The sequence below is a fragment of the Allobosea sp. P2_A10 genome, from assembly GCF_056405115.1.
Map to the genome: position 1 here is coordinate 682092 of NZ_JBFUCS010000001.1, position 15085 is coordinate 697176.

At 65.1% G+C, this 15085-nt stretch carries 14 protein-coding genes; 4 read left to right on the forward strand and 10 right to left on the reverse strand.

The genetic code is table 11. The features are described from left to right. Positions 1 to 271 precede the first annotated feature (271 nt). The 10 genes from AC1DZY_RS03330 to AC1DZY_RS03375 form a co-directional block, all read right to left on the reverse strand. Positions 272 to 769, reverse strand: a complete 498-nt coding sequence (locus AC1DZY_RS03330; RefSeq protein WP_476818626.1) for a hypothetical protein — start codon at positions 767 to 769, stop codon at positions 272 to 274. Positions 770 to 921: 152 nt separating this feature from the next. Continuing rightward, the gene (locus tag AC1DZY_RS03335; protein WP_476818627.1) at positions 922 to 1548 is read right to left on the reverse strand and encodes a hypothetical protein; all 627 of its coding nucleotides are present in this window, start codon (positions 1546 to 1548) and stop codon (positions 922 to 924) included. A 96-nt stretch (positions 1549 to 1644) separates the two neighbouring features. Beyond that, the gene (locus AC1DZY_RS03340) at positions 1645 to 2880 is read right to left on the reverse strand and encodes an FtsX-like permease family protein (protein ID WP_476818628.1); all 1236 of its coding nucleotides are present in this window, start codon (positions 2878 to 2880) and stop codon (positions 1645 to 1647) included. Further along, the gene (locus AC1DZY_RS03345; protein ID WP_476818629.1) at positions 2877 to 3599 is read right to left on the reverse strand and encodes an ABC transporter ATP-binding protein; all 723 of its coding nucleotides are present in this window, start codon (positions 3597 to 3599) and stop codon (positions 2877 to 2879) included. The genes AC1DZY_RS03340 and AC1DZY_RS03345 overlap by 4 nt, the downstream gene beginning before the upstream one ends. Beyond that, positions 3577 to 4056, reverse strand: a complete 480-nt coding sequence (locus AC1DZY_RS03350; protein WP_476818630.1) for a hypothetical protein — start codon at positions 4054 to 4056, stop codon at positions 3577 to 3579. The genes AC1DZY_RS03345 and AC1DZY_RS03350 overlap by 23 nt, the downstream gene beginning before the upstream one ends. A 28-nt stretch (positions 4057 to 4084) precedes the next feature. Continuing rightward, entirely contained in the window at positions 4085 to 5827 is a 1743-nt protein-coding gene (locus AC1DZY_RS03355) for an alkaline phosphatase (RefSeq protein ID WP_476818631.1), read from the reverse strand. A gap of 101 nt (positions 5828 to 5928) precedes the next feature. Beyond that, positions 5929 to 6417: a cyanase gene (gene cynS / locus AC1DZY_RS03360; protein WP_476818632.1), complete on the reverse strand. Its 489-nt coding sequence runs from the start codon at positions 6415 to 6417 to the stop codon at positions 5929 to 5931. 50 nt (positions 6418 to 6467) lie between these two features. Further along, positions 6468 to 7367 carry an ABC transporter ATP-binding protein gene (locus AC1DZY_RS03365; protein WP_476818633.1) on the reverse strand — a complete coding sequence of 300 codons (900 nt, stop codon included), beginning with the start codon at positions 7365 to 7367 and terminating at the stop codon, positions 6468 to 6470. Positions 7368 to 7372: 5 nt separating this feature from the next. Beyond that, entirely contained in the window at positions 7373 to 8215 is an 843-nt protein-coding gene (ntrB, locus tag AC1DZY_RS03370) for a nitrate ABC transporter permease (protein ID WP_476818634.1), read from the reverse strand. Positions 8216 to 8378: 163 nt separating this feature from the next. Then, positions 8379 to 9752 (reverse strand): CmpA/NrtA family ABC transporter substrate-binding protein, encoded by a 1374-nt coding sequence (locus AC1DZY_RS03375; protein ID WP_476818635.1) that lies wholly within the window; start codon positions 9750 to 9752, stop codon positions 8379 to 8381. A 192-nt stretch (positions 9753 to 9944) separates the two neighbouring features. On the opposite strand from AC1DZY_RS03375, the gene AC1DZY_RS03380 reads away from it, so the two are divergent. The 4 genes from AC1DZY_RS03380 (at position 9945) to AC1DZY_RS03395 (ending at position 14975) form a co-directional block, all read left to right on the forward strand. Further along, positions 9945 to 11837, forward strand: coding sequence for a sigma 54-interacting transcriptional regulator (locus tag AC1DZY_RS03380; protein WP_476818636.1), 1893 nt, complete (start codon positions 9945 to 9947; stop codon positions 11835 to 11837). A 141-nt stretch (positions 11838 to 11978) separates the two neighbouring features. Continuing rightward, positions 11979 to 12347: an EamA family transporter gene (locus AC1DZY_RS03385; RefSeq protein ID WP_476818637.1), complete on the forward strand. Its 369-nt coding sequence runs from the start codon at positions 11979 to 11981 to the stop codon at positions 12345 to 12347. 169 nt (positions 12348 to 12516) lie between these two features. Continuing rightward, the gene (locus AC1DZY_RS03390; protein WP_476818638.1) at positions 12517 to 13521 is read left to right on the forward strand and encodes an NAD-dependent epimerase/dehydratase family protein; all 1005 of its coding nucleotides are present in this window, start codon (positions 12517 to 12519) and stop codon (positions 13519 to 13521) included. Continuing rightward, a complete protein-coding gene (locus tag AC1DZY_RS03395) occupies positions 13518 to 14975 on the forward strand; it encodes an aspartate aminotransferase family protein (protein WP_476818639.1) in 1458 nt (485 codons plus the stop codon). Before AC1DZY_RS03390 ends, AC1DZY_RS03395 begins: the two co-directional genes overlap by 4 nt. Positions 14976 to 15085: the final 110 nt, after the last annotated feature.

Sequence of the window (15085 nt, forward strand, 5' to 3'; positions counted from 1 at the left end):
ACGGCCGTCATGCGCGGCGCGCAGACACCTTGCCCGCCTGCCGGCTCATGTCAGCAGCGAAACGCAAAATGGCCGGGGCAAACCCGGCCATTGCCAAATCACGATGCCGCCTGCGCCTCAGCGCATGAAGAACCAGAGCAGGATGATGATCGGAATCGGCACGCCGAGCAGCCAGAGAGCAATCGAACGCATGTGGAGCAACCCCCGGTTTGACAATGGAATGCGGGGGCAACGCCGCTGCGGCGTCAAAGGTTCCGGCCGGCGACACCGCCTATTTGAAGTCGATGCCGTCGAGCAGGGCCTGCATCGCGGCGTCATGGATCTTGTCGCCGCCGGGCGAAGCCCAATAGGTCATCAGGATGATCTTGCCGCTGGGCACGTTTGGATTGATCGCGACGTAGCGGATGATCGAAGGACCGTCCTTGCTCGTGGCCTTGAGCTCGGTCACCGACCAGGGCCTGCCCTTGACCTCGATTTTCGTCGTTTCCGACGCCCCGGTGATCTTGACGCCCTGCTTGTCGAAATAGACGTCGTGCTCCTTCTGGACCGTCGGCATGTCGGCCGGCGCGACAAGCTCGAACCAGAGATAGACTTCGTCGTCGGGCGTCTTGATTTCGAGCCCGCGCGCGATCTTCGTGCCCGACCAGGCGTCGGGGATGGTCACGATCGCAACAGGATCGGCCGATGTGAGTGCAAGCTTGCCCGCCAATGCGGGCGTGGCCGCCAGCACGGCAGCGAGCGCACAGATGCGGATGATGTTTGGCAGCATGGATGTTCCCCCCGGAAGCCCTGGCGATGAGGCCTGCCTTGCCGTGAGCGAAAGCGGCAGGCTTTGATCTAGGACCGGGCCTAGCAACCCGGATTTCGCTCGGGCCACACGATGCCCTTGCGGCAAGGCTCTGGCAATCGCGATCGCTGGCTTCAGGAGCACAGGTTCGCGCTTGGGTGCCAGAGCGGTCGATAGCCATTCGACAGCGCAGCCAGCGTCGCCGGCGGCGTCAGCACATCGGCCATGCCGCTCGTCCTCGAGCGGCGCGAGACATAACCCGAAGGCGACCAGAGCAGCGCCGCATCCCCGCGCAGTGCGAGCCACTCACCCGACCCGGACCGGAGCATCGCGCCATCGGGCAGCTCCTCCGCAGGCAGGCGATGCAGGCGCTTTTGCTGACCGGTCCTGCGCTCGTCGTCGAGCATGCGGTCGATCACCGGAAACAGCGGCGTCTCCTTGAGGCCAAGCCCGGCGACCAGCGCGGCGCGATAGGCATGCGCGTCCACGCGACGGCACTCCACGCACGGCCGGTGCCCGGCGGCGAAGGCCGTGATCTCGTCGCAGAAGAACAGGTCGGTATAGCCCCGACCCCAGACGTCATGGCGACGTCCCTTGAATGAGAGCACGCAGCAGATCCATTGCCGGCTGGCGTAAAGCCGCCGCGGAACGGCCTTCGTCGCCGGGTCGTGAAAGCGCCCGCCCCGATTGCCGAAGAGGAGACCGCGCGCCGGGTCGGAGAAGAGGACGCCGTCGGGGCGGATGCGGTTGGGCAGGGGCATGGCGCGACCGAGGCTCGGAGGAAGGCGGTGGAATTTAGGCCCGTCGGAACCAGATCGCGACAGCAGAGATGCAGCGGCAGGGCCAGCGCCGGCCGCTCAGTCGCGCAGGCCCGCCACGATTGGTGCACGATAGGACAACAGCGCCGGGACGAGCGTGATCGCGCTGCCCACCGAAAACAGCAGCGCCACGAAGATCAGTTCCTGGCTCTCGACGGCGAAGGCGAGCTTCAGGCCGGTCTGCGCTCCGACGGCATCCGACAGCAGAGCCGTAAACAGCGCCCCTGTCGGCAGGCCGAGCAGGCAGCCGAACCCGATCAACCCGGCCATACCGAGCCAGACGACCAGCATGACATAGGCCCGCGGCGCGCCCAGCGCCCGCAGGATCGCATAGCGCCGCCGCCGCAAGCCGGCGACGGCGATCAGCAGCAACAGCACAGCCGCCAGGATGAGAACCGCGTTCAGGAAGGAGGCGGCGACCAGCACGGTCCTGACATCGCCCAGAGCGCGATAAAGCGTTACCAGCACCTCGGCTGGAAAGAACGCCATCGTGCCGCCCTGACGATACTGCCCGCGTAGCGCGTAGGCGTCGGCGACGCTACGTGGCTTGACTACGAGCGCCGGCACGCCGGGCACGCGGACTCCATCGAAGGGCGGGCCGATCCGCTCGTCACCGGCGGCGTGGCCGTTGCTCAGTCCGTGGATCTCCCAGACGCTTTCGATCGGGACAAGGATCGCCCGATCCCAGGGCGAGCCGAGCGCGGGCAGCCGGCCGACGGCGACGTAATCGTGGCCGGCATGGCGGCGTCCCGCTTCCTCCTCCTGCGCGATTCCGGGTCGCGCCGCGCCACCGGGAGCGCCATGGGACGGGGTGATGGTCGCGCCGAGATCATAGCGGACATCGGCGCCCAGAAGCGCTTCGCCCTCCTTTTGGAAGATGCGACCCTCGCTCGGGACGACCCGCCCCCAGCGGCTGGCGAAAGCCGCCGTGGTTCCAACGATGACATAGCCTTTGGCGATGTCGCCGAAAGCGATCGGCGCGACCTCGGCGACGCGCTTGTCTTCTGCGAGGACGCGGAGCAGGCGGCCATCGGCCAGGGGAACCGCGTCGGGCTGGAGGTAGATCGCCGACATCAGCAACTGCGTCTGGCTACCGGGCGCGCCGATCAACAGATCGAAGTCACCCGCCGCCGCAGCCGAGCTTCGCCGCAGGGCCCGCTCCTGAGCCCCGATAGCGACCCCGACCCCGACCGCCAGCGCCACCAGCAGCACGATCGCGAACCCCGTCCAGCGCAGGGAGCGCAGATCGGCCAGGACCATCGGGAACGGGTTCATGCCGCGCCCCGCAACGGCGCCGGAGCCCGAGCACCGATCTCGATCCGCTCATCCATCAGGGCAAGCAGCGCCGGATCATGCGACGCGCAGACCAGCGTCGCGCCGGTCTGTCTGGCGACCTCCACCAGCAGCGTCCCCACAGCCGCCGCATGGGCGGCGTCGAGACTGGCGGTGGGCTCGTCGGCGAGGATCAGCGCTGGCCGGTTGAGCACGGCGCGCGCGATGGCGACACGCTGTTGTTCGCCGCGCGAAAGCACGCCGGCCTTGCGCCCGAGATCTGTCAATCCCATCCGCGCGGCGAGCATCGCGACACGCTCGTGCTCGGCCGCATCGGCCCGCCAGCGTGAGAACGTCAGCGGCAGCGCGATGTTGCCAGCGATATCGAGCTCCGGAATCAGGTGGAAATCCTGGAAGACGAAGCCGACGGTCTCGCGTCGCCAGCGATCGCGCCCGCCCGCCGGCAGCGTCGAGACAATCCGGTCGCCCCAGCTCACGGTGCCGACATCGGGCGCAACCAATCCGGCGATGAGGTGCAGGAGAGTGGTCTTTCCCGAACCCGAGGCTCCGCGCAGGCCGACGAGCGCGCCCGGGCGGATCGCAAGGTCGGGCAGGTCGAGCACGGTGAAGGGCCGGCCGTCGCCGCCGCGATGGTCCAGCCTGATGCCGGTCAGCCGCAATGGCACGGCAGCGGAGCCGTCAGGCGATATGGAAGCTGGCATCCACAAGCCTGACCTGGCTGACGAAGCCGGTATCCGGATCGATCGCGGAACCGATCTCGAGCCGACCGGACACGGCGACCTTCTGGCCAGCGCTGACCATCGGCGTCACCGCCTTCATGAAAACGACGACGATGTCGACAGGCCAGTCGGCGTCCGACTGGCAGAACGGACAGATCGCCAGCGGCTCTCGCGTCAGCACGAAGAAATGGCTTTCCGGCTTCAGCGGCGGCGCCATGTAGCCGGTGATGCGGACATCCTGCCCGCGCAGGCTGGTCGCGCGGTCCGAGAACTGGAAGCCGAGCACGCCGAAGGATTTGTAGAGGCCGTCAAAGGTGATCGCCGCCTGGTCGGCGGCGTAGGCTTCGCCGGCAGGCAGGCCGGCGCACAAAGCTGCCGCCGCAAGGCCCAGCAGGGCTTCGCGGCGGTTGGTGACGGTGATTTTAGGCTGCCGGCGCATCGCTAGTCCGTATGCCCGTATGATCGGTTCACTTGCCGCCCAGCGCCAGCGCTTCCGCCATGACGCGGAAGACGTAGGTGTTGGGCTTGTGGCCGCGGAACTTCTCGGCGCCGGGGCCCATCGCGGTCAGGATGCCATCATCGCCCGAATGCACACCCGAATTCGCGTCGAAGGGCAGGTTGCCGGCCTTGCGCGTCGCCAGCGGGCCGGTGCAGTCGGCCTCGTTGGCGATGTTGCCCTTGCCGTCGGGTCCCTTCACCGCCGGAACCCGCTCACCATTCATGAACGGACGGCCGGTGTCGCAGGTGTCGGGATAGGTGCCGAAAACGACGGCGAGGCGACGCGAGGTGTTGACGTCGGTGGGATAGCCGTCGGCGTCGAGGGGGCCGTAATTCGGCGGCTTGGAGTCGGCATAGGTGCCGAGCTTGTCGCGCAGGAGCTGCCCGGGGCGCTCGTCGTCATAGGTGCCGACCAGCGAGACGGCATGGGTATGGTCGGGAACGACGATGATCAGCGTGTCGTTGCGCTCGCCGGCGAAGTCCTTGGCGATCTTGACGGCATTGTCGAGCATGATCGTGTCGAACACCGCACGCTCCCAGTCGAGCGAGTGGCTGTATTTGTCGATGCGGCCTGACTCGACCATCAGGAAGAAGCCGTCTTCATTGGTCTTCAGCATGTCGATCGCCGCCCTGGTCTGCTCGGCGACATCGGGCTGGTCGGGAAACTTGGCGATCGTACCCTTTTTGGCGAGGCGCAGATCGAAGGCGCCGTCGATATTGGAGGTGTTGTAGAGGCCGAGCAGCTTCTTGGCGCCGCTGGTGGCGGCCGCGTTCATCTCGGTCTTGGTCGTGGCGATGGTGTAGCCGGCCGCCTTGAACTGGGCGATGAAGTCGAGATCGTCGGTGCGCTTGGAGCCCGGCGTCGTCTTGGGCAGGAAGTTGGGCGAGCCGCCGCCCATGATCACGTCGGGGCCGACGTCGAAGAACATCTTGACGATGTCGTTGTAGTCCGAGCGGCGGCGGGTATGGGCGACCATCGAGGCCGGGGTCGCGTCCTCGATCTCGGCATTGGTGACGACGCCGACGGTCATCTTGTTACGGCGCTTGATCAGCTCGGAGATCGTCTCGACCTTGGGGTGGTCGAGGGTCAGCGCGTTCCTTGCGCAGTAGACGCCGAGTGCGTTGACGCAGGATTTATGGCCGGTGGTGTAGGCATGGGCGCTGTTGGCGCTGTCGGTGACGATCGAGTCGCTGCCGGATGTCGAGATCAGCGCCATGTTTGGCATGTCGTCGATGGCGAGTTCGCCGTTGTAGCGGCCTTCCTGCCAACCCTTCGACATGATGCGCGCCGCCGTGCGGTGCGCGACCGACATGCCGTCGCCGATGAACAGGATGACGTTCTTGGCGCGGCGCGGCGTGGCGGTCGCGAACACATCCCATTTCACCGTGGCCTTGCTGGAGCCCTGCGTCGCTTCGACGACGTAGCTGCCGGCCGGCAGCGTCGCGCCGCGCAGCCACATCGCCGAATGCTTCTGGCCTTCCTCGCTCTGCATGAAGGTCGTCGGCTTGCCGAAGGCGTCCGCGACCGGCTTGCCGTTGATGGTCACCGTCACATCGGCCGAGGTCGGCGCGTTGGGGAACTCGACCTTGAAGTCGAAGCGCGAGCCTTCGAGGATCTCGGCCCGGTTGATCGGGTAGATCGTCTGTGCGGCGGCGGGTGTCGCCGCCAGGCCGAGACCCAAAACCAGTGTCAGCCAACCTTGCGTGCGCATCACCATACCTCGCTTCGATGCCCCCCGATCTGACGGACGCGCGACGGTTAGGGAGCCTTTATGACAGGACGATTACGCCTCCGAGCGCGGCAAGTTCAGCCTCAGGCCTCCTTGAAACCATAGTCGGGGATGCCCTGCTCGTTGCCATAATATTTGTAGGGCAGGAACTTGCCGGACATCCCGATCTTGACGCGGTCGCCCTTGGGGTTGGGCTCGCGCTCGAACTCGATGTTGAAGTCGATCGCCGACATGATGCCGTCGCCGAACTCCTCCTCGATCAGCGCCTTCCAGGCCGGGCCGTTGACCATCACCATCTCGTAGAAGCGATAGATCAGCGGGTCTGTCGGCGGCATCGGCGTGCCCATGCCGCGATAGGGCACCTCGTTCAGCATCCGCTTCTCGTTCTCGGAAAGGCCAAACAGCGCCGCGGCCTTCTCGGCCAGCGACTTGACCAGCTTCATCTGGCCGAGCAGCGCGCCGACGATCAGCACCTCCGACATCCCGCCGATCTCGGTCGTGATGTGCTTCCAGCTCCAGCCGTTCTCTCGCTTGATGTCGAGGATCTTCTCGGTGAGTTCTTCGCGCTTCATGATGCGTTCTCCTTGCAGGCGTCTTTGTGTGAAATTCCATGAGTTTGGCGTCAGGCCGCCGCAAGCCCCGCCGGACCCGGCGTCGTTTCGGCCGTCGGCCGCACGACCGGCGGGCGGCGGCGGTCATAGCCCTCTGGCACCGCGTCCTTGAACGTCTTGGAGCGGACGACCAGAAAATCGATCAGATGGTTGCGGATGGCGTAGTAGTCGGGGTGGTGATGCACCTCGGTGCGCTTGCGATCGCGCGGCAGCGGGTTCTCGACGATCTCGGCGATCATGGCATCGGGGCCGTTGGTCATCAGCACGATGCGGTCGGCGAGATAGATCGCCTCGTCGACGTCATGGGTGATCATGAAGGCGGTCTGGCCGGTCTCCAGGCAGATGCGGCGGACTTCGTCCTGCAGCGTGCCGCGCGTCAGCGCGTCCAATGCCGAGAAAGGCTCGTCCATCAGCATCATCTTGGGCTCGATCGAGAGCGCCCGCGCAATGCCGACACGCTGCTTCATGCCGCCCGACAACTCCGAAGGCTTCTTCAGCTCGGAACCCTTCAGGCCGACCTTCTCGATGAAGGCCATGGCATGAGCATTGACCTTGTCACGACTCCAGCCCTTGTGCTTGGCGGCGACCGCATAGGCGACATTGCCCAGCACCGTGCGCCAGGGCAGCAGCGAATGGCCCTGGAAGATCACCGCGCGGTCGAGCGACGGCCCCTCGATCGCCTTGCCATCGACGATCGCAGCGCCCGAATCTGGCGCATCGAGCCCGTTCAGGATGTTCAGCACGGTCGTCTTGCCGCAGCCGGAGTGGCCGATGATGCAGGCGAATTCGCCCTTCTTCATCGAGAACCAGAGATCCTCGAACACGGTCGTCGTGCCGCCGCCGGCCTTGGGGTAACGGCGCGCGATCGCCTCGATCGAAACGAATTTCTCATTGGGCGTGATCGTGTCCATCGCGCTCAATCCGGATAGGTCACGGCGCGCTGGAGGCGCGCCAGCGTCTGGTCGAGCAGCATGCCCATCACGCCGATGACCACGATCGCGACGATCACATTGGTGATCGAGAGGTTGTTCCACTCGTTCCAGACGAAGTAGCCGATGCCGGTGCCGCCCACGAGCATCTCTGCCGCGACGATGACGAGCCAGGCGATGCCGATCGAGATCCGCATGCCGGTCAGGATCGTCGGCGCCGCCGCCGGCAGGATAATGGTGAAGGCGCGCTTCACCGGCCCCACCTCCAGCGTGCGCGCTACGTTGAGCCACTCCTTGCGAACCGCCGAGACGCCGAAGGCGGTGTTCAGCAGCATCGGCCAGACCGAGCAGATGAAGATCACGAAGATCGCCGAGATGCCGGAATCCTTGATCGTGTAGAGCGCCAGCGGCATCCACGCCAAGGGCGAGATCGGTTTCAGAACCTGAATGAACGGATCGAGAGCCTTCGAGATCAGTGGCGACATGCCGATCAGGAAGCCGAGCGGCACCGCCAGCAGCACGGCCAGCGCATAGCCGAGCAGAACCCGCCCAAGCGACCAGGCAAGCTGGATTCCGAGGCCCTTGTCGTTGGGGCCCTTGTCGTAGAACGGATCCTTGAGATGGCCCCAGATTGTCCTGGCCACATCGAGCGGGCCGGGCATGGCCGATTTGCCTTGCGTGACCTGCTGACCCATCAGCTTGGCGTATTCGGGATCGATGTTCGCCGCCGGACCGCCGCCGCTTTGCGTGGCGACGTGCCAGCCCGCCAGGAAAATAAACAGGATCGCCAGCGACAGGACGAGCGCGCGCAGGTTGAGGGACGCGGTCATGACAGGCCTTTCGTCCCACGCGAGCCCTCGTCCTGAGGAGCCGCGAAGCGGCGTCTCGAAGGATGCTCGCTGGGTCTCCGGAACGAACTGGAGCATCCTTCGAGACGCGCTCCTGCGGAGCGCTCCTCAGGATGAGGGCTCACGGGGAAGCTGCGCATGTCCGTCAGGTCCGCTTGATCGCGAAACTCTTGATGTAGTCCTCGGGCTTCGAGGAATCGAAGGTCTTGCCCATCACCACGATGGTCTTGGTTCCGGTCGGCGGCGTCAGCCCGACCTCCTTCATGAGCCTGGCGGTGTCGGTTTCGAGGAAGACCTGGTTGGCGACGCTCTTGTAGTCGATCTCGCCCTTGACCTGACCCCAGCGCTTCATCTGGGTCATGATCCAGATCGCGAAACCCTCCCACGGAAACGGGTCGAAATCGATGCGCTTGGGATCGCGTTTGATGTTGCCGAGGCCATCGGCATAAGTCCCGGTCAACACCTGCTCGACCACGGTGACCGGCTGGTTGAGATAATTCGCCGGCGCGATCGCCTCCGCGATCTGCTTTCGGTTCTCGTCCTTGCTGGCGAAAGCGGTCGCGTCGATGATCGCCTTGAGCAGAGCCGCATAGGTGTTCGGCGTCTGCGTCACGAACTCTTTCGAGGCTGCGAAGGCGCAGCAGGGGTGCCCGTCCCAGATTTCCTTCGACAGGATATGGATGAAGCCAACGCCGTCGAAGACGGCGCGCTGGTTCACCGGATCGGGCGCGAGGAAGCCGTCGATGTTGTCGGCGCGCAGGTTGGCGACCATTTCCGGCGGCGGCACCGAGCGAATCTGGACGTCGGTGTCGGGGTCGATGCCATTCTCGGCGAGATAGTAGCGCAGCAGGTAGTTATGCATCGAATAGTCGAAGGGCACGGCGAACTTCATGCCCTTCCACGACTTCGGATCGCGCTTGTCCTTGTGCTTGACCGAGAGCGTGATCGCCTGGCCGTTGATGTTCTCGACCGCCGGCATCGTATAGGGGATCGGGTTCGAGCCGACGCCCATCGAAATCGCCAGCGGCATCGGCGACAACATGTGGGCGGCGTCGTATTCCTTGTTGATCGTCTTGTCGCGCACTACGGCCCAGCCGGCCGTCTTGATGACTTCGACGTTGAGGCCGTGCTTTGAATAGAAGCCCAGCGGCGAGGCCATGATGATCGGCGTCGCGCAGGTGATCGGGATGAAGCCGACCTTGAGGTCTTTCTTTTCCGGCACCGCCTGGGCGAAGACCTCGGTCGCGAATCCGATCGGGAGCAGGCTCGATATCGCCGCCATCGCGGTCGAGGCACCCACCGTTTTGAGGAACAGGCGACGTTGCTCGTCCTGCGGGAAGATCGCGCGCATGATCGCGTTCTCGACGACGCGGGCATAGCGACCCTCTTCTGATGCCGAGGCAGCCACCGCTTCGGCGCGGATCGCGCGCTCATGCTCAGACTGGCTCTCGTGCCGGCCGCAATCGCAGCCGCGCATGATGCGGCGGGTGGCGTCGAAGGCGTTCTTGAACAAGGCCATGCGCGTCTCCTGCGGAAGGATTGCAACTCGGGTCGGCAGGGAGTTAGCAAGGCGCGGGCCAAGCGCGCCCGATCTCGCAAGCGCGAGATATCAAAGGCTTGTGAGCGATGGCCACTTGACGAAATCTCGTGAATCACGAAATCTCGTCAGATTGGTTACGAAATTTCGTAATCCATCGGTTTCACGCGCCGGATGCAACAGCTTCGCCCGCAAACCACCTGGCTGTTCGAGAGCACGGTCGATCCGACGCTCGCCGTCGAGGTCGCGTCTGGCCGAATCCTTGCCGCCAACGAGCAGGCGCGCCGGCTCATCGGCAAGGCCGGGCAGGACCTCATCGACAATTCGATCCTGTCGATATTTCCCGGGCAGGCGGCGGCTCTCACCGTGTTCACCGAGGCCGTATTGCACAAGGGCAGCTACTGGACGCGCGCGCTGACGCCGGTGCGCCGGGACGGTGTATCGGCCCATGTCGAATGTGTCGGCGCCCGTCTTCTGACCGAACCCGATCCTTCCTTTCTCCTGACCCTCTATGATCTCGAGGCCCGCCATGCCCGCGATCTCGATGCGCAGGCCGATGACTACGTCCGCGGCGGCATTTCGGAATGGCGGCGCAGCGAGCGTCTGTTTCAGGAGATCGAGCGCGGCAACCAGCTTATCCTGCGCGCCGCCGGCGAAGGCATTTTCGGCGTCAACGCCGAGGGCAGGACGACCTTCGTCAATCCCGCCGCCGAAGCGATGCTCGGCTGGGAGACCGGGGAACTCGTCGGCCGCGACATGCACGCCATGGTGCATCACCACCGCCCCGATGGCAGCCATTACCCCCATGAACAATGCCCGATCTACGCGGCCTTCCGCGATGGCGCGGTCCACCATGTCGAGAACGAGAAATTCTTCCGCAAGGACGGCTCCGGCTTCTGGGTCGAGTACACCTCGACCCCGATCCGCGATCGCGGCGGGCTCGTCGGCGCGGTCATCATCTTTCGCGACGTCAGCCAGCGCCACGAGGCCGATGAGCGCCTGCGCGCCGCGCTGGCCGAGGTCGACAGCCTGCGCGAGAAGCTCCAGCTCGAAAACGCCTATCTCCAGGAGGAGATGCGCTTCGAGCGCAACCATCGCGGCGTCGTCGGTCGTTCGGCGGCGATCCAGAAGGTCCTGAGCCAGGTCGAGCTGGTGGCGAAAACCGACGCCGCCGTGCTCGTCACCGGCGAATCCGGCACCGGCAAGGAGCTCATCGCCAGCGCCATCCACGAGGCGAGCGAGCGCAACGCCCGCCCGCTGATCCGGGTCAATTGCGCCGCGATTCCGCGCGAACTCTTCGAGAGCGAGTTCTTCGGCCATGCCAAGGGCGCCTTCACCGGAGCGCTGCGCGACCGCATCGGCCGCTTCGAACTCGCCCATGGCGGCACGCTCTTCCTCGACGAAATCGGCGAGATTCCCCTCGAACTCCAGGGCAAGCTGCTGCGCGTGCTGCAGGAAAGCCAGTTCGAGCGTGTCGGCGAGGAACGCACCCGCCAGGTCGACGTCCGCATCATCGCGGCCACCAACCGCGACCTGCGCCGCGAGGTCCGCGAGGGCCGCTTCCGCGAGGATCTGTATTTCCGGCTCGATGTCTTCCCGGTCGCATCCGTGCCCTTGCGCGAAAGGACGGAGGACATCCCCCTGCTCGCGCTGCATTTTCTGAAAGGCGCCGGCCGCAAGCTCAAGATCGACGGGCTGACGTTGAGCCAGCGCGACGTGCAGCGGCTCTGCACCTATGACTGGCCAGGCAATGTCCGCGAACTGCAGAACGTCATCGAGCGCGCCGCCATCCTCGCCCGCAACGGCCGGCTCTTCATCGATCTGCCCGAGAGCAGCCGGACGCCTGCACCGCAATCGATGCCCACGCTGGCTTCCGGCGCAATCCTGACGGAAGCCGAGCGCCGCGAGCGCGATCGCACCACCATCCTCGCCGCACTCTCGGCAGCCGGCGGCAAGGTCAGCGGCCCGGGCGGGGCAGCTGAGCTGCTCGGCCTGCGGCCGACGACGCTGGCCTCGCGGATCAGGACGCTGCGGATCGGGCGTCAGGCGGGCTTTCCGGGCGCCTGACACAAACTGCCGCGGATTTCCGGAAATCGCGGCAGCAACCTCTTAACGCTAAGGCGAGGTAGGGGCGGCCGCGTAAGGCATTTGAAGTATTTTCGGCCGCATCCAGAGGACCAGCAGCAACGCGGATCCCATTCACGCCCGATGAACGCCTATATTCCCCTGATCCTGTTCACCGTGCTGACGAACGCTGCAGCCCAGCTCATGTTGAAGCAGGGCATGACCGGCGTCGGCCATCTCGACATCGCCGCCGACGGGCTGGTTTCGACGGTGTTCCGCGTCGTCTTCAATCCCTTCGTCTTCGCCGGTCTGGTCATTTTCGTCATCAGCATGGCCTCGCATCTGGTCGTGCTCTCGAAGGTGCAGATCAGCTACGCCTATCCCTTTCTAAGCCTCGCTTACGTCGTGGTCGCGGTCTACGCCTACTTCGTCTTCCACGAGGATCTGACACCCGCCCGCATCGCCGGCATCGGCCTGATCATGCTGGGCACCATCTTCATCGCGCAAAGCTGAGGGTCATCATGGACAAGCTCGTAAGGCTCTTTCTCCGCCTTGGCGCTCTCCTGGAGCAGCCCGCCGTCCCGCAGCTTCGGCCGATCCCGGTCCCGGTGCGCAACCGGCCGCCCCATATGCCCGGCGCTCCGCGCTGACCCGATCATCGAACGAAGCGGCATCTGAGAGCATGAAACACATCATCATCGGCGGCGACGGCTTCGTCGGCTCGCATCTGGCGGCCGACCTTGCAGCCATGGGCGAGGAGGTGCTGGTCGCCGACATCGTCAAGAGCAGCCACGCCCATTATCCAAGCGTGCCTTTCCAGCGCATCGACGTGACCAGCCCCGAGAGCGTCGACAGCATCCCGCTGGCGCAGGACGACCTCGTCTACAATCTCTCTGCCAAGATGCTGTCGCCGATCGTGACGCGGAAGGAACGCCACGATTTCTTCTGGCCGGTGAACTACCACGGCACTCAGAACATCCTGAGCTGGATGGAGAAGCGAGGTGCCAACAAGCTCGTCCACTTCACCACCGACATGATCTACGGCCATTCCGTCACCGTGCCGCAGGACGAGGATCACCCGGCCAAGCCGCTCGGCGAGTATGGCGAGAGCAAGCTCGCGACCGAGACGCTGGCCCAGACCTACCGCGAAAAGGGCTTTCAGATTCCGATCTTCCGGCCGCGCCTGATCATCGGCCCGGGTCGCCTCGGCATCCTCGTCAAGCTGTTCACGCTGATCGACATGAACCTGCCGGTGCCGATGATCGGCTCGGGCCGGAACCCCTACCAGTTCATCTCGGTGTTCGACTGCGCCAGCGCCTGCATCGCGGCCTGGAAGGCGGGCTTCCCCAACAGCGCCTATAATCTCGGCTCCGACGATCCGCCGCCGGTGAAAAAACTGCTCGGTGACCTGATCGCGCATGCCGGCTCGAAATCGATCCTGCTGCCGACGCCGGCTGCGCTGGTGAAGCTCACGCTCAACACGCTCGACGCGATCAACCTGCCGATCATGGACCCCGAGCAGTATATGATCGCGGACGAGATCTGCATCCTCGACACCAGCAAGGCCAAGCGCGAACTCGGCTGGCGGCCGCTGCATCGCGACGAGGACATGCTCCTTGCCGCTTATACCGAATATCGCCGCAACAAAGACGCCGGGAAACAGGTCCCGAGGAGCCTCGCAGCATGAGCATGCCCGCTTTCAGGAACGAAGACGCCAGCCTCGTGAACGATCTGCCCGCACGCCCGAAGCTCTACAGCGTCGAGGACGCCAAGAATCTCGACGTGCATACGGTGAAGGAGCTCTTCACCAGCCACATCAACCCGGGCCAGGTGCATTTCCTCAAGCTGCTCGGCTTCGACAGGATACTGATCGATCGCGCGCAGGGCATGCACTACATCACCAGGGACGGCCGCAAGATCCTCGATTTCTTCGGCGGTTTCTGCTCGGTCGCCTTCGGCCACAACCACCCGCGCATCGTCGCGGCCCGCCAGAAATTCCAGGACGAGAACCGCCACGAGATCTGCATGGCGTTCATGTCGCAATACGCCTCGGCGCTGGCCGCCAACCTCGCGGCCATCGCGCCCGGCGATCTCGACATGGTCTTCCTCGGCTCGACCGGCTCGGAGGCGATGGAAGCGGCGCTGAAGGTCGCCGAACAGGCGCAGGGGCCGGCGCGCTCCAAGATCCTGCACGCCGCGAACTCGTTCCACGGCAAGACCAAGGGCGTGCTGTCGATCACCGACTCCCACCTCTACCAATCGCAGTTCAAGCTGGTCGAGAACCGGGTCAAGGTGCCGTTCGGCGATATCGAGGCGGTTCGCGCCGCGCTTGAGGCCGACAAGTCGATCGGCATCGTCGTGATGGAAACGATCCAGGGCGGCGGCGGCATCGTCGAGGCGCCCGAGGGCTTCTGGCGGCAGCTGCGCGCGCTCTGCGACAGGCACGACGTGCTCTGGGTTGCCGACGAGGTCCAGTGCGGGCTCGGCCGCACCGGCCAGTTCTTCGCCTTCGAGCGCGATGGCGTCGTGCCCGACGTCACCGCGCTCGCCAAGGCGCTGGGCGGCTCGAAGGCCGCGATGGGCGCGATGATCGCCCGCCGCGAGCTCTACATGAAGGCCTATGGCAAGCCCAAGACCGCGCTGATCCATGCGCAGGCGACCTTCGGCGGCATGGGCGAGGCCTGCATCTCCGCCATCGAGGCGCTGAACGTGCTCTATGAGGAAGACCTCATGGGCAATGCCAAGCGCCAGGGCGACTATCTGATCGAGCGCCTCAACGGCCTGCGCGAGAAATATCCGAGCCTGCTCAAGGAGATCCGCGGGCGCGGGCTGATGATCGGCATCGAGTTCAACGACATCAGCGAGACCATGCCGTTCGGCCTCAAGCACATGGTCGCGCTGCTCGACGACAAGCTCAAAGGCTCGCTCTGCGGCTTCGTCGGCGCGCTCCTGCTGAAGGATTACGACGTGCTCGTCGCCTTCACCGAGTACAACCGCAACGTCATCCGCTTGGAGCCGCCGTTGATCGCGACCCGCGAGGATTGCGACACCTTCATCGACGCCTTCGACGATCTGCTCGGCCGCGGCATCACCCGCATCGTCACCGACTACCTGCGCAAGGTCGCTGTCGCCAAGGGCTGAGCCCGGACGCTCTGGATTCCGAAAAGGGGCCGGTTCGCCGGCCCTTTCCTTTTGCGCTGCAGTTGCTGACATGCGCTGGCGGACACCAAGGACAGGGTTGCCCTGATCAG

Bases quoted from the DNA above. Each gene is read 5' to 3' on its own strand.
- AC1DZY_RS03330 (WP_476818626.1), bottom strand. From the start codon at position 769: ATGCTGCCAAACATCATCCGCATCTGTGCGCTCGCTGCCGTGCTGGCG.
- AC1DZY_RS03335 (WP_476818627.1), bottom strand. From the start codon at position 1,548: ATGCCCCTGCCCAACCGCATCCGCCCCGACGGCGTCCTCTTCTCCGAC.
- AC1DZY_RS03340 (WP_476818628.1), bottom strand. From the start codon at position 2,880: ATGAACCCGTTCCCGATGGTCCTGGCCGATCTGCGCTCCCTGCGCTGG.
- AC1DZY_RS03345 (WP_476818629.1), bottom strand. From the start codon at position 3,599: ATGCCAGCTTCCATATCGCCTGACGGCTCCGCTGCCGTGCCATTGCGG.
- AC1DZY_RS03350 (WP_476818630.1), bottom strand. From the start codon at position 4,056: ATGCGCCGGCAGCCTAAAATCACCGTCACCAACCGCCGCGAAGCCCTG.
- AC1DZY_RS03355 (WP_476818631.1), bottom strand. From the start codon at position 5,827: ATGCGCACGCAAGGTTGGCTGACACTGGTTTTGGGTCTCGGCCTGGCG.
- cynS (WP_476818632.1), bottom strand. From the start codon at position 6,417: ATGAAGCGCGAAGAACTCACCGAGAAGATCCTCGACATCAAGCGAGAG.
- AC1DZY_RS03365 (WP_476818633.1), bottom strand. From the start codon at position 7,367: ATGGACACGATCACGCCCAATGAGAAATTCGTTTCGATCGAGGCGATC.
- ntrB (WP_476818634.1), bottom strand. From the start codon at position 8,215: ATGACCGCGTCCCTCAACCTGCGCGCGCTCGTCCTGTCGCTGGCGATC.
- AC1DZY_RS03375 (WP_476818635.1), bottom strand. From the start codon at position 9,752: ATGGCCTTGTTCAAGAACGCCTTCGACGCCACCCGCCGCATCATGCGC.
- AC1DZY_RS03380 (WP_476818636.1), top strand. From the start codon at position 9,945: ATGCAACAGCTTCGCCCGCAAACCACCTGGCTGTTCGAGAGCACGGTC.
- AC1DZY_RS03385 (WP_476818637.1), top strand. From the start codon at position 11,979: ATGAACGCCTATATTCCCCTGATCCTGTTCACCGTGCTGACGAACGCT.
- AC1DZY_RS03390 (WP_476818638.1), top strand. From the start codon at position 12,517: ATGAAACACATCATCATCGGCGGCGACGGCTTCGTCGGCTCGCATCTG.
- AC1DZY_RS03395 (WP_476818639.1), top strand. From the start codon at position 13,518: ATGAGCATGCCCGCTTTCAGGAACGAAGACGCCAGCCTCGTGAACGAT.